The sequence below is a fragment of the Mobiluncus sp. genome, assembly GCF_985070215.1.
In genome coordinates, this window is sequence record NZ_CFKZQR010000018.1 from 1 (window position 1) to 19,784 (window position 19,784).

Annotated in this window: 19 protein-coding genes; 10 read left to right on the forward strand and 9 right to left on the reverse strand. The window is 55.4% G+C overall.

What is annotated here, in order from left to right:
* Positions 1-134: 134 nt before the first annotated feature.
* Genes AC5LBQ_RS05010 through AC5LBQ_RS05020 form a run of 3 tightly spaced genes read right to left on the reverse strand, consistent with a single transcriptional unit; the run spans position 135 to position 2,929 of the window.
* Positions 135-1,631, reverse strand: coding sequence for an NCS2 family permease (locus tag AC5LBQ_RS05010; RefSeq protein WP_295026111.1), 1,497 nt, complete (start codon positions 1,629-1,631; stop codon positions 135-137).
* Between the two features lie 53 nt (positions 1,632-1,684).
* Positions 1,685-2,503 carry a DUF3027 domain-containing protein gene (locus tag AC5LBQ_RS05015; protein WP_295026113.1) on the reverse strand — a complete coding sequence of 273 codons (819 nt, stop codon included), beginning with the start codon at positions 2,501-2,503 and terminating at the stop codon, positions 1,685-1,687.
* 48 nt (positions 2,504-2,551) lie between these two features.
* Positions 2,552-2,929 (reverse strand): cold-shock protein, encoded by a 378-nt coding sequence (locus AC5LBQ_RS05020; RefSeq protein ID WP_004008511.1) that lies wholly within the window; start codon positions 2,927-2,929, stop codon positions 2,552-2,554.
* Positions 2,930-3,124: 195 nt separating this feature from the next.
* Here AC5LBQ_RS05020 and AC5LBQ_RS05025 point away from each other — a divergent pair, with 195 nt between their 5' ends.
* Together AC5LBQ_RS05025 and AC5LBQ_RS05030 are read left to right on the forward strand one after the other, a co-directional pair.
* Complete coding sequence (locus tag AC5LBQ_RS05025) at positions 3,125-5,131, forward strand: TPM domain-containing protein (RefSeq protein WP_493264808.1); 2,007 nt, start codon at positions 3,125-3,127, stop codon at positions 5,129-5,131.
* A 183-nt stretch (positions 5,132-5,314) separates the two neighbouring features.
* Positions 5,315-5,890 carry an NYN domain-containing protein gene (locus AC5LBQ_RS05030; protein ID WP_282922250.1) on the forward strand — a complete coding sequence of 192 codons (576 nt, stop codon included), beginning with the start codon at positions 5,315-5,317 and terminating at the stop codon, positions 5,888-5,890.
* On the opposite strand, the gene AC5LBQ_RS05035 is transcribed toward AC5LBQ_RS05030, so the two are convergent.
* Complete coding sequence (locus AC5LBQ_RS05035) at positions 5,883-6,722, reverse strand: type 1 glutamine amidotransferase (RefSeq protein WP_295026119.1); 840 nt, start codon at positions 6,720-6,722, stop codon at positions 5,883-5,885. The two genes, AC5LBQ_RS05030 and AC5LBQ_RS05035, sit on opposite strands and share 8 nt — an antisense overlap.
* The gene (locus AC5LBQ_RS05040) at positions 6,719-8,152 is read right to left on the reverse strand and encodes a DUF1727 domain-containing protein (RefSeq protein WP_493264809.1); all 1,434 of its coding nucleotides are present in this window, start codon (positions 8,150-8,152) and stop codon (positions 6,719-6,721) included. Before AC5LBQ_RS05040 ends, AC5LBQ_RS05035 begins: the two co-directional genes overlap by 4 nt.
* Before the next feature lie 154 nt (positions 8,153-8,306).
* Between AC5LBQ_RS05040 and AC5LBQ_RS05045 the strand changes: the two genes are divergently transcribed.
* The 6 genes from AC5LBQ_RS05045 to AC5LBQ_RS05070 all read left to right on the forward strand — a co-directional run bounded on the left by AC5LBQ_RS05045 (position 8,307) and on the right by AC5LBQ_RS05070 (position 14,293).
* Entirely contained in the window at positions 8,307-8,957 is a 651-nt protein-coding gene (locus tag AC5LBQ_RS05045; RefSeq protein ID WP_493264810.1) for an FAD-dependent oxidoreductase, read from the forward strand.
* Complete coding sequence (locus tag AC5LBQ_RS05050; protein WP_493264811.1) at positions 8,930-10,030, forward strand: TusE/DsrC/DsvC family sulfur relay protein; 1,101 nt, start codon at positions 8,930-8,932, stop codon at positions 10,028-10,030. Before AC5LBQ_RS05045 ends, AC5LBQ_RS05050 begins: the two co-directional genes overlap by 28 nt.
* Positions 10,031-10,084: 54 nt before the next feature.
* The gene (locus AC5LBQ_RS05055) at positions 10,085-10,681 is read left to right on the forward strand and encodes a DsrE/DsrF/DrsH-like family protein (protein ID WP_493264812.1); all 597 of its coding nucleotides are present in this window, start codon (positions 10,085-10,087) and stop codon (positions 10,679-10,681) included.
* A 74-nt stretch (positions 10,682-10,755) separates the two neighbouring features.
* Positions 10,756-11,922, forward strand: a complete 1,167-nt coding sequence (locus tag AC5LBQ_RS05060) for an NAD(P)H-dependent glycerol-3-phosphate dehydrogenase (protein WP_493264813.1) — start codon at positions 10,756-10,758, stop codon at positions 11,920-11,922.
* 88 nt (positions 11,923-12,010) lie between these two features.
* Complete coding sequence (locus tag AC5LBQ_RS05065; protein ID WP_493264814.1) at positions 12,011-13,699, forward strand: TusE/DsrC/DsvC family sulfur relay protein; 1,689 nt, start codon at positions 12,011-12,013, stop codon at positions 13,697-13,699.
* Positions 13,700-13,720: 21 nt separating this feature from the next.
* Positions 13,721-14,293 carry a DsrE/DsrF/DrsH-like family protein gene (locus AC5LBQ_RS05070; protein WP_493264815.1) on the forward strand — a complete coding sequence of 191 codons (573 nt, stop codon included), beginning with the start codon at positions 13,721-13,723 and terminating at the stop codon, positions 14,291-14,293.
* A gap of 54 nt (positions 14,294-14,347) precedes the next feature.
* Here AC5LBQ_RS05070 and gluQRS read toward each other — a convergent pair whose 3' ends face one another.
* Positions 14,348-15,298 (reverse strand): tRNA glutamyl-Q(34) synthetase GluQRS, encoded by a 951-nt coding sequence (gene gluQRS, locus AC5LBQ_RS05075; protein ID WP_493264816.1) that lies wholly within the window; start codon positions 15,296-15,298, stop codon positions 14,348-14,350.
* A 1-nt stretch (position 15,299) separates the two neighbouring features.
* A complete protein-coding gene (lysS, locus tag AC5LBQ_RS05080; protein WP_493264817.1) occupies positions 15,300-16,865 on the reverse strand; it encodes a lysine--tRNA ligase in 1,566 nt (521 codons plus the stop codon).
* Positions 16,866-16,993: 128 nt separating this feature from the next.
* On the opposite strand from lysS, the gene AC5LBQ_RS05085 reads away from it, so the two are divergent.
* Positions 16,994-17,257: a hypothetical protein gene (locus AC5LBQ_RS05085; protein ID WP_491680650.1), complete on the forward strand. Its 264-nt coding sequence runs from the start codon at positions 16,994-16,996 to the stop codon at positions 17,255-17,257.
* A gap of 16 nt (positions 17,258-17,273) precedes the next feature.
* Here the strand turns inward: AC5LBQ_RS05085 and panD are convergent, their stop codons facing one another.
* Both panD and panC read right to left on the reverse strand, forming a co-directional pair.
* The gene (panD, locus tag AC5LBQ_RS05090) at positions 17,274-17,627 is read right to left on the reverse strand and encodes an aspartate 1-decarboxylase (RefSeq protein ID WP_282922260.1); all 354 of its coding nucleotides are present in this window, start codon (positions 17,625-17,627) and stop codon (positions 17,274-17,276) included.
* Between the two features lie 148 nt (positions 17,628-17,775).
* The gene (gene panC / locus AC5LBQ_RS05095) at positions 17,776-18,612 is read right to left on the reverse strand and encodes a pantoate--beta-alanine ligase (protein ID WP_297345736.1); all 837 of its coding nucleotides are present in this window, start codon (positions 18,610-18,612) and stop codon (positions 17,776-17,778) included.
* A gap of 95 nt (positions 18,613-18,707) precedes the next feature.
* Between panC and AC5LBQ_RS05100 the strand changes: the two genes are divergently transcribed.
* The gene (locus tag AC5LBQ_RS05100) at positions 18,708-19,784 is read left to right on the forward strand and encodes an MFS transporter (RefSeq protein WP_493264818.1); all 1,077 of its coding nucleotides are present in this window, start codon (positions 18,708-18,710) and stop codon (positions 19,782-19,784) included.

A 19,784-nucleotide genomic window follows, 5' to 3' on the forward strand; every position in this document is an offset into this window, starting at 1 on the left:
CCCCTCGACTGCCCCCGCCGACACGACAGCGCTGCTGGCATGCGTCGACTACGTCGTCGAACGCCTCTAGCCGGAAACAAATGTCAAAAGACCCGACCAACGTCTTGGCCGGGTCTTTTTGCTACGGGATTCAGTTAGGCAAAGAGAGCCTGAATGGGTCCCAGGGCAAAGTAGATAACGAACAAGATACCTACCACCCACATCAACGGGTGAATCTCTTTGAACTTACCGCGCGCTAATTTCACGATGACGAAAGCAATGCAGCCAAAACCGATACCGGCGGTAATCGAGTACGAGAAAGGCATCATGGCGATAGACAGGAAGGCCGGAATCGCGTTTTCCGCATTCTTCCAATCTATGTCCGCCACCTGTGTCATCATCAAAAATCCCACAAAGACCAGGGCGGTTGACGCAGCTTCTGCCGGCACCAGCTCTACCAGCGGAGCAAAGAACATGGACAGCAGGAAACACACCCCGACCACGACGGAAGACAAACCGGTACGGGCCCCCGCGCCTACCCCGGAGGTGGACTCCACGTAGGACGTATTCGAGGAAACGCCGCCCAAGCCGCCGGCCATAGCAGCCAGAGAGTCAATGAGCAGAATCTGGAGGGTACGCGGCGGGTTACCTTTCTCATCGAGCAAACCGCCGGCAGCACCGACGCCGACCATCGTGCCCATGGTGTCAAAGAAGTCTGCCAGCATCAGGGAGAAAATCAGCAGCAACACGGAAATTACCGGGAGCTTCGTGAATGCCCCAAAGAAGTCAATCTGACCGAAGGTGGCAAAATCAGGAAGTTGGACGGGCGAGCCCTCCAGAGCGGGAACATTCTTGGTCCAGCCAGTCTCGTTGACGACCTTGCCAGTCTCATCAGTCATCAGCGGAATCTTGAGAATCGCTTGGAGAATGACCGCGAGAATGGAAGACACCACAATCCCGATGAGGATGGCCGCCTGGACCTTGCGAACGTAGAGAACCAAAATGACCACAAAACCGATGAGGAACACGACCATCGGCCAGCCGGCGAAGGATCCTCCGATACCAAGCTGAACCGGAGTGCCTCCCGGACGGACTACCCCCGCATTGATGAGGCCGACCAGCGTAATAAATAAGCCAATACCAACAGAGATAGCGACTTTCAGCTGGCTGGGTACGGCATTAAAGACGGCTTCGCGGAAACCCGTGACCACCAGCAGCGTGATGGCGACGCCCTCCCAAAAGATGAGTCCCATCGCTTCGCCGTAGGACAGTCCGAAAGGACCAAGCACCAGGGTAAATGACACCATCGCATTCAGCCCCATGCCAGCCGCCAGCGCTAGGGGGAAGTTTGCTACCAGCCCCATCAGGATAGTCATCAAGCCGCCTACCAGGGCCGTTCCAGCTGCGATAGAAGCAGGGGTGACATTTTCAGCTCCACCGGCGCTGGCTGCCGCAATCAGGATGGAGGGGTTGACGACCAAGATGTAAGCCATCGCAAAGAAGGTCACCAGGCCGCCGCGGATTTCTTGCCTTACGGAAGATTTACGCTTGGAGATTTCGAAAAAACCATCAAGTCCTCCGTTGGTGCGCGGGGAACCGCTGGTGGTTTTCTTACCGGATTTGTTTGCAGTTTTCGTTGTATTATTGCTCACCGTTTAACGCTAGTCTTCTCCGTGACGATAAGCCAAAACACAACGTCACAGGCTTATGCGTCCGGGGCTTGTCCCGAGAGGGTAATCTCATCCGGATTGAGTTCCTGCAAGGATTTGTCGTCCAAAAAGGTCCTCCCCACCGGCAGCGTACTCGGTGTCAGGTCCGCATCGGTTTCTGAGTGCGCCCCACAAGTGTGGTCCATCGCCACCACGTGTCCGTCGTCAGGACTCCAGGCGTTGGTACACAAGCCAAACTCCAGCCGCAGCGAACCACTGACTTTCCACAGGTAACCGCAGGTAGAGCAGGGATTCTCCGGCGGGTTACCGTGACGATCCAGTTCGGTGCGGGAATGCACGTCACGCAGCCAGCGCTTCACCGCCGCATTGCGGCCCTCACGATTCAGGACCCGTTTGCGCCCCAGTCCCAGTTCCCACAGAGCCAGCTGGTCGGCGTCCTCGCCGGTGGCTTCATATCCTTGGTCGAGGTTCGGGTCATCAGGATCGTAGGGGGTCTGGTCCTTGCGCCCCAGGTCGCCGGGCTCTAACCGCTGTGACCACGGTACCCACGGGGGTGCCAACAAGGCGCCTTCAGCGGGCAGCAGGTCGGTTTCACACACCGTCCCAATCCGTCCATGCGGAACTCGGGTCAGGCTGACGGCCCACACCCAGCCTTTGTATCCCGGTTTCAGGCACTCGAAAAAGTGCGTCACCAACCGTTGTCCGGTGGCCTCCACCCGCAGGTGGTCCCCCACTTCTGTGTCTTTAGTAATGGATTTTAAGGCGTCGCGGGCCAGGTCAGACTGTTTAGCCAGTACTGAGTCGGGTTCCGATGTCCCGGCTGGCTGAGTAGTTTGTGTTTGTTTTCGAGCCATCAAAAGCTCCTTCGTGTCACTTCTTGGTCTGGTTCATTCTGGAGATGCTCACGCTTCGAAAGACTGCGCCACAATTTTCAGCATCTTGGCAATCTGTTTGCCATTTTCGGGATACTTTCCCCGTCGCAGACTTCCCGAAGCATCATCAAGAATTCTGATGAGATCCTCTACGATAGGAACCATATCGGCAGCTTTTTTGCGTTGCGCTTTGGCGACGGAAGGAAGTTTTTCTACCACGGTCACGTTCATGGCTTGGCGTCCGCGTTTACCATCGACCACCGAGTATTCGACCTTGGTACCGGGATGCAGATCCACCACGTTCTCAGGCAGGGCCGAGGCATGCAGGAACACCTCTTCACCATCGGCTCCGGCTACAAACCCGAAGCCTTTGACAGCGTCGTACCATTTCACTTTCCCGCTCGGCACATGTCCTCCTCTGTAAATCTTGGTTCACTTACCGCTCAAATCTAACGATTTCGGCAAATATCTCAACCCAACCAGTCTAACTGCAAGCCCCAGCTGAGATAAAGTTATAGGTGACGTTTGTTCTGTTCGGAAGAAAGTAGCAAAGTTACTGTGTTCTCAAGAATTCGTTTCATAGCGGTAGGTTTTGTTTTACTGATGGTGGGGTTCGTTCCAGCGAACTTCGCTCAGGCTTCTCCTGTTATTCAACCCGCAGCAGATCCCCTGGATATCTCCAGCAACCAGATTTACGACCCCGACAACAAACTGGGTGATGACGGCATCTACCAGGTGAAAAGTTCCATTGAAGCCGCCAAGAATTTCAACATGTCGGTCTATATCGCCATCGTCCCCGATTTCGGTGAGTTCTCTCCCCGCGAATGGAACGAAAAAACGATGCAACTGTCGCACTTGGAAGCTAATTCTTATCTGCTTTCAATTGCCTACAATCCCAATGAGGACGGCGCGGGTGAGATTGCGGCCTCTTCCACCGCTGGTTCAGCTATCAACAGCGCCCAAGCGGGCGACCGGGCTATGCAGGTTTTGCCTTACCAGTTGAGTAACGGCGAATACGCTTCAGGCGTGAGCTCTTTCGTCCAGCAGTTAATGGATCTGGCCATGTCCGCGAGTTCTGGTGCGGCGGCTCCCGCGGATAACACCGATGTGTCGGGACGCTCCACCAATAACTGGTTTATCCTCATGCTCATTTTGGCAATGTTGGTAGCCGTGGCTCTGGCTATCGCGATTTATCGGCGGAATTCCTACAACACCGCAGCAAAGCCTCAAGATACCGTGGACTTCGACGCTGTTGAGAGCGCCGATCACGACAGCGAATTTGAAAGCAGCGAGGCGCTTACCCCCGGAGCTGCGGCAGGAACCATACCTCCAACTAATGCCGAGCAACCCCTCGTCACCCCTGATGTTGTCGAGGCTGCCCCGCAGGCAGTTCCGGCAGATGTCTACGCTGCGGCCCCACCGGTGGAACAGATTCAGCCGGAAGCACCGGTCTATCCAGAGCCAGAAATGCTCTTTGATGAGGCCGCCGCCGCGGAAAGCGAAGCTAACTTTGAACGTGGACTCAAGGCTTTGAAAGACTTGAACGAGTCCATTTTTGCAGCTACCGAAGATTTGCACGCTTCCGTGGAAGCCTTTGGAGAAGTGGAAACCCGTAACTTTGCCGCTACCCTGGAATTCTCTCGAGAACAAGCCAATGCTTTGTTGAACTGGCTGGCAGGAGCGGATTTAGTCAGCTCCGAGGAGGCCGGACAAGTCGAGGATTCAGCTCGGCAGGTGAAGCAGGCTCTATCCGCTGAGGTACTTGCATTCACGAAACGTCGCCATAATCCTGACCAGGTCGGGGCTTCCCTGAATCGGTTGGCAGCTTCCTGGAACCGCGCACGGAAGTCTCTGGCTCAAGTTGAGACTGTGGAGAAACAGCTGGAAATCGACTATCCGCAAGCGAATTTGGGTCATGCCAGCGCGAACCTGAACCAATCGAAGCGGTTGTTAAAGGCAGCCTACAAAGGCATCTTGTCCGGGCAAAAGTGCTTGAAGGAGGGCGATGCCAAGACTGCAATCCGCTACACCCGCGGTTCTGAGCGAGCTGTCACCCAGACCGAATTCGCTTTGGAACACATCACGAAACTCAGCGCATTCCTATCCGAAACCACGCAACACCTTTCCACCATGTTGGAAACGCTGGATGAGAACGTGCGAACCATCCGGACTTACGACCCCGATGCAAATGGCCAAGAAATCGCCATCACGTTACGAACTATGGAGAAAGCCCGCCAGGCTCTGGCGGGACAGGGAGATCCAATCGAGGCCTTGAGCAAACTCTGCGGGCTGCAGGCCAATCTGTTCAATGTTTATGGCACTTCGGTTTTGGCCCAAGATTTGGCTCAGCTGCAAGCGCAGTTCCCGCAGCGTCTAGCGTGGGAGCAACAACATCTGGAGCTGCTGCGCACGAATATCATGCTGCGCCGCAAGAGCATTGACCCGCAAATCGAGCTGGAACTGTCTCGCTGCGAGCAACTTATCGCCCAAGCGCGAGAGAAGCTCCCGCAAGAACCGCTCATCGGGATGACGATGCTCTCTACCAGCGCAGAAATGTTGATTCAGCTGGGCAGCGGGATTCCAGCGGCTTTCCCTGCCCCGGCCAAATAGTTAGACCATTGTTTTGACCCGGTTGCGCGAGAACTGTTTTTCGGAAAAGTATCCGACTGACGCCACGGTTAAAAAAGTTGTAAACTACTGAGGCGTTTTGAAAATTTCGGGATTTCTGTGGGAAATCTCGGCTGTTCAATTTGTGAAAATTTAAAGAAAACACCATAAGCAAAGAAAAACTCAATGAAACTGCAAATTCCTGAAGAAGAAACGACTTACCTTCTGGTCGATGGGGAAAACATCGATGCTACCTTGGGGTTGAGCGTGTTGGGACGCCGCCCTGACCCTGACGAACGCCCCCGCTGGGATCGGGTTCGCGACTACGTTTCGGAAACTTTTCCAGGCCAGACCAAAGGGTTGTTCTTTTTGAACGCATCGGCCCATATGCCCATGACTTTCGTCCAAGCCTTGTTAGCGATGGATTATCAGCCGATTCCTCTCACCTCTGAGGGGGATGAAAAGGTCGTTGACGTTGGTATTCAGCGCACCTTAGAGGCAATCGACAAACAAGAATACGGAAATGTGGTATTAGTTTCTCACGACGGGGATTTTGAGCCTCAACTGCGCAGTTTACTGCGCAACGACCACGATGTCACGGTGGTGGGATTTGAAGAATTCCTCTCTGGCGAGTTACGTGTCCTTGAGGAAAGCGGTCTGAAAATCGTGGATTTGGAGCGTGAAATTCACGCTTTCAACGCGCCACTGCCCCGTATCGGAGCGATCCAGCTAGACGAATTTGTCCCGGAAGATTTTATTTAATCGCCGCTAGACGTTCTTGACGCAAACGCTGCAGACCTGGGATTTCTGGTACTGCCAGCGGAAGGGTCGCCCCTATAGCGCGTGCCAGCAACAAATCCGCCAGCTGCGGGTTCCGCGCTAAGCACGGTCCGTGCATATAGGTCGCAATGATAGATCCCTGAACGCAGCCCTCCACCGCTTTTCCGTCCTCTGTGGCACGGTAACCATCAGGAATCTCCCGACTAACTTCACGTCCCTGCTGTACTCCGGCTTGTGCGCTGACCCCGTCAGCCAACCCCGGAGCCACTCCGGGCTGACCGTTGCCGACCCCATAGGTCACGAAGCCCAACGGTAGCGCGTCCCGACCTAAGAGGGTTGCACCCCCGTGGTTTTCAAAACCGGTCAGGGGCTCGGTCAACTCACGCTCCAACTGTAAACCGCTAGCGGAACTGACCAATTCTCCGATGGCCCGAGCCCCTTGCGGCAAGGTCACCACGTCCAGCAGCCCTGCCCCTTCGGTGCGTTTGCCTTCCGCGTCCGTATACCAGGTTCCCAAGACCTGGAAAGCGGCACATATGGCTAGCACGGGCTTCCCATTTTGTACCGCGTGTTCCAATCCGCGGTCCGTCAACAAGCGGCGCGAGGCAATGGTTTGCGCGATGTCCTCCCCGCCACCCAAAGTGTAAATATCCAAAGTCTGCGGAATCGCGTCCGTACAGCTCACATGCACAATCTCAGATTGGTAACCCAATAACTTGGCTCGGTGAGCCAGTACCACCGCGTTTCCGCTGTCCCCGTAGGTACCCAAGACCTCGGGCATCAGCACCCCGATACGCAACGTTGATTCATTCACCGCAACCACCCCTGTGCCACAAATTCAGCCCGTGCGTCACGAAAACTCGTGTAATTCAACAACATGTCGACCTCGCCGGGCGCAACCATCTCGATAGCTTCCAAAACCGTCGGAGCCCAGCGCGTCTCGATGCCCGCATAGTTCAAACGCACCTGCAAATCTGCACCGCGTTCGCCAGTGGCTACCACGGTTTTTCCGCTTAACGCTTCGAAGTTCACATCCCACAGCCAGCTCAGGTCAGTTCCATCGGCGATTTGACCGTTGACTCCCACGATGATTTCAGCCTGCGGATTGAGCATCGTCAAGGATTCCATCCACCCGGCCGGATTCTTTGCCAACAACATCCGAATGTGGCGTCCCTGCACGTCAAAACTCGCGTAGCGTCCCGCCACGTCTCTCACTCTGGCGATGCCTGCGGCAGCGTCTTGCGCTTCTACTCCCAACAGTCTCGCGGCAACGAAAGCCTGCAGGGCGTTGCCGCGATTGGCTCTCCCGGGGAGCCACACCGTTGCGGTCGTGTCCTCCCCACTGGCAGTATCGACCAACCTCATGGGGGAACCGGCGTGGAAGTTCTCAGCTTTCCAAATCCATTTTGGATTAGGCCGGGCAAAATCGGACTGAGTTGGGGTCCGGTCCCAGGGCACCTCTTGGGCCAGCAAATCCTCAACCGGAACCGAACGCCACGACACCGTTCGGTCAAAACCGGAAGCCAGTTCACGCGATTCGCCAGTCAGCGTATCCGGCTCATCCTGGGAATAAATAATCGCTCCGCCGGTTCGAGGTGCCGTCAGCGAGTCTCCGCTCCAGCCTTTGCCCGCCGCGACCCAGACAGGGTGCGCACTATCCCAAGCTGCCGAGGTCACCAGGGGGTCGTCCACGTTGGCGACCACGTAGGCCTGCGGATTTACATCGACCGCGGCACGAATGCGCTTTTCAATGACCGCAATCTCCCCCACCCGATCCAGCTGGTCACGCGAGAGATTCAACAGCACTATGACCCGTGGACAGGTCGCTTTCGCGATAAGTTCCAGGTGCATTTCATCGATTTCCAGAACTGCCACTCCAGCATGCAAGTTCGACATCAAAGCCGTAACAACACCGGGGGTCATGTTGTCCCCGCCGCGGTTTGAGGCTACAGCTAAGCCCCCCTCCAAAACCGCTTCACTGAGCATCCGCGTAGTTGTGGTTTTCCCGTTAGTGCCTGTGACCAGGGCGATAAGTCGATTCGCCGCCAAATGTTCCAGAATCTCCGGTTGCAGCCACAGCGCCACCCGACCCCCAATCATGCCGCCGCTGCCGCGTCCAGTGAGTCGGGAGACTCGGGCAGCGGCATTGCCTACCGCAATCGCGAAGCGATCCCGCCACCCCAGTCGAGGCTGCGAGGTGGGGGGATTGGAGGCGAGCGCGTTGCCAGCTGTAGAATTAGTCACAGGAAAAGTCTAGCGAAAAACTTTGCCCCACCCTTATCGCAGCTTCATAAAATTTAAATACTAGCATGAAGGAATGCTGAAAATACTGCCAGAGTGTGTGCTATGTAAAAAATGAATCTCAGGAAGTAATTCTGCCGTGACCAAGGAGAGCGCGATGAAGCAAATTGTCATTCTCGGTGGCGGCACGGCCGGTTCGATTGTGTCAAACCGGCTGTACCGACAGCTACCGCAGAACGAATACCAAATCACGGTGGTGGATCGCGACAACAACCACCACTATCAACCGGGGTATCTCTTTGTGCCTTTTGGGATGTACAAACCTCGCACCGTGGTAAAGAAACGCTCCAGATTCTTGCCCTCCGGGGTGCGTTTTGTGATGGACCGAATCAAGAAAGTCGACCCCGTTGCGAAAACCGTGGAACTGGAAAATGAAACCATCCCCTACCACTACCTAATCATCGCCACCGGGTGCACCATTCGTCCCGACCAGGTACCGGGAATGAGCGACCCGAAGGTTTGGCGCAAGAGCGTCTTTGACTTCTATACCCTCTCGGGCGCCGGACGTCTGCACCAGGCTCTTAAGAACTTCGAGCGCGGCCGCCTGGTGGTGCATATTTCCGAGATGCCGATCAAGTGCCCGGTCGCACCCCTGGAGTTTGCTCTCCTGGCAGATTGGTACCTGTTTATGCGTCGGCGCCGCTACGACGTTGATATTACCTTCGTCACCCCGCTGGACGGCGCATTTACACAGCCGGTACCAAAGCGGAACTCGGAGACTTGCTGCGTAAACGAGACATCGAGATAGAAACCGATTTCAATGTCAAGATAATCAATCCGGACAGCAAAACCCTGGTGGGATATGACGGTCGTAGCATTCCCTTCGACCTGCTGGTTACCATTCCGCCAGTGATGGGTCAACAGTATGTCGCAGATTCCGGCCTGGGCGATGAAAGCAACTTTATTCCCATCGACAAACACACCCTGCAGTCCGAACAATACCCCGATATTTTTGTGCTCGGGGATGCTGGAAATATTCAGACCTCTAAAGCGGGGACGGCGATTCGCTTCCAGTCCGATTCCTTCATCCCGAACTTCATTAACTACCTCAACGGGCGTCCGATGACCGAGTCTTTCGATGGACACACCTCCTGCTTTCTCGAGTCAGGGTTTCACAAGGCGCTGCTGTTGGACTTCAACTATGATGTGCAGCCCGTCACCGGCAGGTTTCCCCTCCCGTATGTCGGCCCGCTGCGTCTGCTCGGCGAATCACGTCTGAACCACCTGGGGAAACTCGCGTTCTATGTTTTCTATTGGGGGGCTTTGGTTCGCGGGTTGACGCTGCCTTTCCCGCACGATATGTCCAAGGCGGGCAAGGACTTCCGCAAGTGGGGGTTGCAGCCTGACGGGGTGACACCTATTCCCCGCAGAAAACCCGCTCCCATCGAGGTGGAGCCGGAAATCAAGATACCAATCGTCCGGGTCATCGACTCCAAGCCTACAGCCACGCAAACAATACCTAAACCAGCCAATATACCGACCAACACAACCAAGGGTGACCTCATTCCCGTGATACACGAAGTTAACGGCAAGCCCATAGATGTGACCGATGAGGGTTTCATGACACGAAAGGATCAGTGGGATGAAGATGTCGCCGCGGCTCTAGCGCAGGCACTGCACATCGAGCTCGATAATCAGGCGTGGTCCGTGATTCGCTTCGTGCGTCAAGACTTCGAAGAACATTCGGTATCCCCCACTCTGGGACGTATCTCCAAAGTTGGCGGCTTCGACGTCAGGGCCCTGTTCGCCATCTTTGGCACCAAACCGGCCAAGAAACTCGCCTATATCGCGGGAGCGCCCAAACCGATTGGATGCGTCTAAACAGCCCGCCGGGAATCTAACCACCTATTCCAGACTGATCGAAGGAGAAAAAACATGGCACAAGCAGCGGAGGAATCACAGTCTCAACCCCAGAACAACCAGACTGCGGTCAACGCCGAAGGCGCGCCAGGCGAAACCATCACCTACGTAAACCGTAAAATGGCTTTCATCTGTTCAAAGGGAAATCTCGATATGGCTTACCCGGCGCTGATTATGGCGCACGCCGCACTCAACCAGGGCGTCCACGTAGATATCTTCTTTACTTTTTGGGGACTCGATATCATCAATAAACGCACTATGGACGACCTCAAATTCACCATGCAGGCGAACACCGCCATACACATGCCCGCCCTGGACAAATTCTATCCCGGCTGGGGCAACGCCTATATGCCCCCCTCGCTCGGAGTCCTTCCCGGCATGACGAGCTTGGCCACCTGGTACATGAAACGCGAGATTGACAAGATTGAGATTCCACCCGTACGAGACCTTTTGGAACAGGTCGCACAGATGGGTGCGAATATGTGGGCCTGCAAGATGACAGCAGACCTGCTGCAGCTCAAGCCGCGAATGCTGCACAAAGCGGTAAAAGGCATCATTGATGCCGGTACCTTCATCGAGCTGTCCGAAGGGGCACAGATTATCTTCATCTAAGTTTCCCCCGGGGAGGTTGCCCCGTCACAAGTGGGGTAAAGTGGCTTGGTACCCTTTGTTATGAGAGGTGAACGATGTCAAAGATATGCGTCATAGGAGCGTCAGCGATGGGCACGGCGCTCTGCCGGCCGCTCATCGACACGGGCTGGGACGTAGCCATGTGGGGAACCGAATACGACGATGCGGTCCTGAACGCTTACGCTCTGGGACAAACTCACCCGGCGATTCACGTCCCCCTGGCGCCCCAGGTTAAGACCTATCGCGCCAAGCACCTAGACGCGGCAGTGAAAGGCGCGGAAGTCCTCGCTATTTGCGTTGCTGCCGTTGGTTTACCTGACATCACCAGACGTTTAGCGCCTTACTTCAGCCGCGTGCGGGCGGTATGGGTGCTGACGAAAGGCTTTATCGAGGACGAGGCAGGTCATGTTCATTTGCTGGCTGAGGCGATGGAACAGATAGCTGGCGAAAACGGAGCCGAGCTGCCGACTTTGGTATCCATTGGAGGGCCGGTTATTGCCCGCCAATGCGCGCTGAGCGAACCCACCGCGACCGTGTATGCCTGCCAGGATTTCGGAGCCGCGATTCACTATGCCAGGGCGGTACGCACCGATTACTACCGAGCCTTTCCTACTGAGGACACGACCGGTGTGGAAGTTCTGGCTCCTCTAAAGAACAGCTATGCCATTGCTTTAGGCGTGACCGAGGGTATTCAGGAATCAACCGGTTCTCCGCAATCCAACTTGCGCGCCGCCGTGTTCGCCCAGGCAATTCGCGAGATGTCCCTGATCTGCGAGGCTTTGGGAGGGCGCCAGGAATCTGCCATTGGTTTGGCGGGAGTAGGCGACCTGGAGGTTACCGGCATTTCGGGGCGCAATAAATTTTTCGGAATGCGACTGGGACGCGGCGAGCACCCGGTCGAAGCCGAAGAACAGATGAAGGCGGCGGGACATACAGTCGAGGGGGTACACTCAACACCCTTGGCGGTAAAACTCATCGAACAGCGCTGCCCGCAGCTGTTGGACGAACTGCCCTTGTTGCGCGCAGTGGACGAAGCAATTGCCGGCGAGGTGGACATTCGTAAGATTTTGGTCTCGGCAGCTCTACCCGCTTATCCCGCGGATGTTTTCGCGGCCTCACAGCAAAGCAGTTGGAACTCGGACTGGAATCCTGTCGATACCGGCCGTTCGTGGGGGCTGACGAAGCTGGTCAACCGCGTTAAAAATCGGTTTAGTCAGGAGTGAGGCGCTGAACAGGGCACGCAGCGGCACAAATTTCGTTAGAATTCTTAATGACTTTCAAAGATGAAATCATGAAGCTGTGGGGCCTGGTATGAAAAACGTGGTGATTATTGGTGGAGGAACAGGCGGCACAGTCACAGCAAACTCACTGGTGCGCCGCTTGGACAGCAAAGAGTATCGAATCACCGTCATCGACTATTCCGCCCGGCATTACTACCAGCCCGGTTTTGTCTCGCTGACTATGGGAAAAGTTCCTAACCCGCTGCTGTGGCGATGGCGGCGGCGAACTTTTCTACCCGGTATCCGATTCCTTCAGGATAAAGTCATCGCGGTGAATCCAGACGCAAAAACGGTTACCACTCAGACCAAAGTAATTTCCTACGATTACCTGGTTTTGGCGACGGGATGTGAGTGCCGTCCCGAGCTGATCGAGGGAATGACAAGGGGAACTGTCCTGAACACGGGGATTTATTCTTTCTATACCCTGGCTTGGGCGCGGCGCTTGCGCCGGGCACTGCAGACCTTCGACCACGGCCGTCTGGTAGTGCATATCTCTGAATTTCCTATCCGCTGCCCGGTTGCTCCGATTGAGTTCGCCCTGAAAGCCGATCACTATTTCTTTGAACACAGGGTTCGCGACGATATCGAGATCATGATTGTCACCCCGCAATCCCAGGTTTTTGAGCAGCCCGTAGCCGCTCGGAATCTTTCTAACCTCTTGCGTCTGCGCGACATCGAGGTTAAGCCTGATTTCGTGGTGCGCCACATCGATGCCGAAGAAAAACGGATGTACTCCTACGATGGGAAGGTCGTTGATTACGACATGCTGGTGACCGTTCCCCCTATGCGCGGCCAGCAGTTCATCGTGGATTCCGGACTGGGCGATGAGATGGGATTCATTCATCCCGATCTGGAAACCCTGCAGCATCGAGAATACCCGGATATTTTTGTCATCGGTGACACTGCTGATTTACCGACTTCCAAATCAGGCTCCGCAAGTGTATACCAATCTAGGGTATTAGTTTCTAACTTGCTTGATTACATGGCAGGCAGACCGATGGTTCGCCATTATGACGGTCACGCCATGTGCATTGTCGACACGGGTTACCACCAGGCCACCGTGATTGATCGTTCTTACACCGTACCCGCAGTGACTGGAAAATGGATTTTTCCCTATTTGGGCCCCCTGTCCCTGCTAAAGCAGAGTCGCAGAAACCACCTCACAAAGCGGTTCATGTTCGTGTTCTACAGCGTGCTCATGGTGGGTCCGCGAATTTTCGATAGAATTTCGCATATACAGCTTTTGGGTAAGGAATTTAGTCGGTGGAATCTGCGGCCTGACGGCACGACTCCGCTCCGTACCCCGGATCTCTCTCAAGACTCCGCAAGTTTTATCGCACCCACTTGGAAACGTCGGCCCAATGCCTGTCTGGCAGCGTCAGCTTCAACGAAACTTTTGGAAATTCCCGTTCTCCACGAAGCCGGTGGGGTGCATATTGACGTGGACTCGGAAGGGTTCATGACCAAGCCGCATCAGTGGACCCGCGAAATCGGGGCTGACCTGGCTCGCGCAATTAACTTAGAAATGACGCCCCGGCACTGGGAAGTCATCGAATTCGCCCGGGAAAGTTTCGCAAAATACCAAGTCAGCCCCACGCTGAGACGTCTCGAAATGGCTGGAGGCTTCCCGATTTCCGAACTGTTCGAGCTTTTCCCGTTTAAGCCGGGGAAACTCATCGCCTACGTGGCCGGAATTCCGAAACCGGTAGGCTGTATCTAGGTTCCGAAGGAGAGTGAAGTTATGGACAAATCCACCGCTGATTTTTTTGACCAGGATTTTTGGCGTGTCTCGGAACCGCTGCTGCACGTGGACCAGCGCAAGATGGCCTTCATCTGTTCCAAAGGCAACCTTGATATGGCTTATCCCGCGTTGGTTATGTCAATCGCTGCACTCACGGAAAAGGTCGATGTTAACATTTTCTTTACTTTCTGGGGTTTGGATATCGTCACGAAACGCACCATGGACTCTCTAAAGTTCACTATGCAGGGAAACGCGGCCCTGCACCTTCCCTTTTTGGAAAAAATCCGCCCTGGTTGGGGCAAACGCTATATGCCTCCCAGCCTGGGAAATCTGCCCGGAGCTACGCACCTGGCCACCTGGTACATGAACAAAATGATGGAAAAGAACGGCATTCCCCCTGTGCGTGATCTGCTGGAGCAGATTGTTGAAATGGGCGGTCATCTGTGGGGATGCAAAATGACCGTGGACCTCATGGAGCTACGACAGAACATGATGTATAAAGGGGTTTCAGGAATTATCACCGCCCCTGAATTCATCAAGAAATCGGAAGGCGCCCAAATTATTTTCATCTAATCGCGTCTACTAAGCGCGCTGGCTGGTACCGGGATGGTCTCTCGCGACGCTTGCCTAAGGGTGAAAGATAACCGGACCTGGGGGGAGACTTTCGGGCCTCCAGGTAACCGTGGCTTGTTTCAGGATTTCTTTCGTGGGACAGGTCAACAGTTCAGTCGCGTCAGTTTTCGCTGCCGACCACCCCAACGTTTCCAAGGCTCTCAAGAGAATCTGTTGGTCAGACCACCCCAGGGCGTTCAGTTCGGGACGGGTCACCGATTTATCTCGCTTGGCCAGGCGCTGCCCCTGCGCATTCATGACCAGCGGCACATGAGCATAACTGGCTGGGCGGCCTCCCAACGTTTCGGTGAGCCAGGCCTGCACCGGAGCGCTGGAGGCCAAATCAGCCCCCCGCACAATCTGATCTACGCCTTGATTCATGTCGTCAACCACCACGACCAGCTGATAAGCCCAATCCCCATCGGTACGCCGCAGCACGAAATCATGGAGCAGGCCGGTCAGCGGTCCCAACAGGGAATCGTGTACCGTATATTCCACTCCTTGCGGAGCCCGCAGTCGCAAGGCCGGTTTGCGGCCTTGCGCTGCCAGGGCGGCTCGTTTTTCCACCCGCTCTGAATCACTCAGATCCCGACAGATTCCCGGATAAATCCCGGGTTTCCCATGCGGGGCGCTGGCAGCGGCTGCGATGTCTGCCCGCGAACAGTAGCATTCGTACACCAAACCCTTTTTTACCAACTGTTCCAAAGCAGCTTGGTACAACTCGTGACGTTGCGACTGGTATACAACCCTCTCATCGCTCAGCAGACCCAACGCCGTCAGGTCCTCCAGGGCTTGGGCGGCAAAATCGGAACGGGACCGTCCGGTATCGATATCCTCTATTCGCACCAAGAACTCGCGCCCGCTGGATTTAGCAAACAGGTAGGCTGCCACCGCGGTACGCAGATTCCCGAAATGCATGACTCCCGACGGGCTGGGCGCAAACCGGCCGAAGCCGCTTCGACTCACTCTACACCCTCTTGACCAGCGGGAACGTGATAGTTTCGCGGATTCCTGCTCCGGTCAAAGTCATCAGCAGACGGTCCAGACCCATTCCCATACCGCCGGCGGGAGGCATCCCCTGTTCCATCGAAATGAGGAAGTCCTCATCCACTTCCATAGCTTCCGGATCTCCGTTGGCGGCATCCAAAGCCTGCTGTTCAAAGCGTGCCCGCTGTACCACCGGGTCGTTCAACTCGGAATATCCGGTGGCAACTTCAAAGCCGCGAATCATCAAATCCCACTTTTGCACCTGGCCGGGCTTGTCAGGGTGGGTCTTAACCAGAGGCGAGGTATCTTCGGGGAAATCGCAGACAAAAGTGGGTTCCCACAATTTGTCGCCAACGAGTTCTTCCCATAGGACTTCCACGATTTTCCCGGAGGTATAGTAGGGTTCCAGCTCGATGTCGAGTCGATCCGCCAAAGTGACCAAGGCATCCTTCGGGGTACGCACCGTAACTTCCTGGCCCAGCGCCTCAGATAGGGAACCATAGAGGTCAATCCACTTCCATTCCCCGGATAAATCGAACTGAGTACCATCGTTCAAGGTCACGACTTCGGAACCAAACACGTCTCGGGCGCAGCGTTGAATCATCTCCCGGGTCAAATCCGCAATCTGATGGTAGTCTCCGTAAGCGCAATACACCTCTATCATGGTGAATTCCGGGGAGTGCGAAGAATCCGCGCCTTCGTTACGGAAGTTCCGGTTGATTTCAAAAACCTTGTCTATTCCGCCAATCAGGCAGCGCTTCAGGAATAGCTCCGGGGCGATACGCAGGTAGAGCTCCGTGTCGTAGGCGTTCATGTGGGTCACAAAAGGACGGGCGGCAGCCCCGCCGTGCAAGTTTTGCAGCATGGGGGTTTCTACCTCGAGATAGTCGTGCTCGTCCAGGTAGCGACGCAGCGTTTGCACCACGCGGGAGCGATTGCGCACCATGTCGCGAGCGGCGGGGCGCATAATCATATCCAGGTCGCGCCGACGAACCCGCATGTCCTCACTCAACGAAACTTCTTCGCCAGCTTCATTAACGTATGACTTCGGCAAAGGACGCAGCGCTTTACAGGTCAGCTGCCAAGAATCCACAAAAATGGACAGTTCTCCGCGTTTGGAGCTGATGACCCGGCCGTGGACAAACAGGTGATCGCCCAGGTCAACCTCTGCCTTGTAGGCAGACATCGATTCCGATCCGACTTCCCGTTCACTAACCATTATCTGAATGGTGGAACCATTGCCCTCTTGCAAAGTGGCGAAAGCCAGCTTGCCGCTGGAACGCATCAGACGAACCCGCCCGGCCAAGCCGACATAATCTTCGGTTTCTTCCCCCGCCTGCAGATTCGGATACTTCTGGCGAACTTCAGAAATGGTTGCAGAAATATCCACGTGTACCGGGTAGGGAGTCCTGCCTTCGGCCAGCATCTTGGCGCGTTTTTCCGCACGGATTCGAATCTGTTCAGGAGCCTCGGCAGCATACGTCTCATCGTCGCCCGCCGCAGGCGTTGGGTTTACTTTCTCAGTTTTGTTTTTGTTTTCAGCCACCGTCCTAGTTTAGACCATTCCCCGGTAGTGTTGTTCCGCAAGGGTTTTCCACCTTCAACCGGGTCCCCGACAGGCTTGCGGCGGGTAAAATAACTCCAAGAGGTTCATCACGTCGTTTAGGGGATTCAATGCAACTTTCCGCCGCTGACAAGACGACTGTTTCCGCCCGGCTGAGCGAAGCCAAACAGTCCCTAGATGAGGTTATCGACCTCATGGATACCGACGCGGACGCAAGCGCGTTGATTTCTAAGTTGAACGAATCATCGAGACGCTTAGACCGAGTCTCTTTCGCCCTGATGGTCTCCAGTTTGCAGGGCACAGCCGAAGCCAGTGAACCGGAACGCGCGGCAAACATCAAGCACCTGGAGCAGCTGTTCCTGCACATCGAGTAGGCACAGACGCCCGGGGTTAATTAACCGGATGGTTGTTCGCGTCTACGTGCACCACGCGAGGAGTCAGGTTCCGGGCTGTTTCGTCATCAACAGTAGCGTAAGCGATGATGATGACCAGGTCGCCGGGAACCACTAGGCGAGCAGCGGGACCGTTCATCTGAATCGTGCCAGAACCACGGGTACCGGCAATCGTGTAGGTGGTCAGGCGCGAGCCGTTATTGACATCGACTACATCAACCTGCTCCCCTGGCAGAATGTCGGCACGCTGCAACAAATCCGCGTCAATAGTGATGGATCCGACATAGTTAATGTCCGCATCGGTCACGGTAGCGCGATGAATCTTGCCGCTCATCATGGTTCGCATCCGCATATTTCCCCCTCAACAGGTATCCCAATTTGCTCCTCAGGGAGTGATGCCCCAGGGGTCTTTCACAGGGTAGTCCGAAAGATAGTACGGCCGCAACATTTCCCCGCACGCAAGGCTCACCCCGAAAGGCGCGGCAGGACCCTTGTGACCTCTACAGTTGCACGTCCATATTGTCTATCAGCCGCGTGGAACCGACCTTCGCCGCCAGCGCCAAGATGGCGCTGCCGTGATAATCGCCAGTAATCGGCACAAACCCAACCGGGTTCACCAGGGCAACATAATCCACGTCTATCCCCGGCACCGACTCGAGACGCTGCCGCACCTTGGCCGCCAAATCGCCCGCACCGAGCCGGGACGCGTTTTCCCGCCCCCACTTCAGAGCCTGGGAAAGGTTGAGAGCAGTGTCGCGTTCCTGAGGGGACAGGTAGCGGTTGCGCGAGCTCAAGGCCAGACCATCGGGTTCCCTACGGATTTCCACCGGCAAAATAGTCAGGGGGAAGTCCAGGTCGGCAACCATCTGGGAGACAATGGCGAGCTGCTGGGCATCTTTCTTGCCGAAAGCAGCCACATCGGGATGGGTTAAGTGGAACATCTTGCCCACCACCAGCAGCACTCCGGCAAAGTGCGTGGGGCGAGTTTTGCCTTCCAGGATTGTGGCGGCGCGCCCAGGATCGAAACGTACCAGTGCTTCGCCAGACGGATACATGACCTCAGGAGTGGGCGCAAACAGCGCGTCAGCCCCGACTTCCTGGAGCTTGGCGGCGTCACCTGCCAGGTCGCGCGGATAGGTGTCATAATCCTCGCCGGGAGCGAACTGGGTAGGGTTGACAAACACCGTTACCAGCACGGTATCCGCCTGGGCTTTCGCGGCCCGTACTAAATCTAAATGCCCCTCATGCAGGGCTCCCATGGTCATGACCAGGCCGAGTTTGCCCCTGACCCCGTTGCGCCAAGCACTGAGTTCTGAGCGTGTTTTGAGAATTTCCATGTTTTTCCTCCCCCCTTCAGTTTAGTCATTTCCCCGACCCGTTCCGCAACGTGAAATTGTAGGTTGGTCCAGAGATGAGTTGATAAATTCGAACCATGAAATTATTGGCTTCGCCCCCGTTTCATTTTCGCTTGGGTGCCTACACTTTTGGCCATTTTGCCGTTGAGTTCGTTGCCAACTATTTACTGATTACCATCATTGGTCCTCATTTGGTCGAAAAAGAACAGATGCTTACCATGCTGCTGATTTACAACGCCTGTGATTACGGACCGCAGGTGCTGATTGGTTTGGCAGACGACATTCTCCGGCGCAATCACTTTTTTGCCGCAATCGGCCCGGCGTTTATTATCTGCAGTTACTTTTTCCGAGGCGACGCGTGGTTGATGGCGGGAATGCTGGGTGTGGGGATGGCATTCTCACACGTTCCGATGGGCCGACAAGTTCTCCAGGACGCTCCCGATCGATACACGGCTTTGTCTATTTTTGTTTCCGGCGGGGTTCTGGGGGTGTTCCTCGGCCGACAAGTTGCCTTCACCCACATCGCGATTTGGTGGCTATTGATAGCTATTTTGGCTATTTTTGCGGTATTGCTCCTCGCGTTGGGAAGCCACGAGTCGCAGTGGAATAACCCGGCTGAGCAACGAACTCAGAATCTGGATTTGCAGTTAGAGAGGCGTTCCTATCTGGCCATACTGTCTCTGATGGCCATCATCATCTTGCAGTCCTTTGCCTCCGCAGCGATGGTTTTTCAGTGGTCCGTAGGGTGGCTGGCCTGGGGCGCAGCTTTCGCGGCCTGCTTAGGTAAAGCCTTGGGCGGCGTCTTTGCAGATTGCTTTGGATACCGCAATACCGTGCTGTGTTCCTTGACCGCAGCTGCGATTATGGCAGGGTTTTCAACTTCAATACCCGTATTAGGTATTATTTTTCTTTTCTGTTTCAACCTCACCGGCGCGACCATTATTTCCCGACTGCCGCGACTTTTGCCCTCGTCTCCGGGAACTGCTTTCGGCTTGTACAAAATGATGCATTTCATCGGATTCTGTCCGATATTGCTCTGCGGGGCACAGACATTTTGCACGCCATTTCTGTTGATCGGGCTGACCTTAGTGGTCGGTCTGCTCATGCTCCTCGAAAACTCCCTAAGCCCCACGGCTGCGCACCAAGGCGACTAA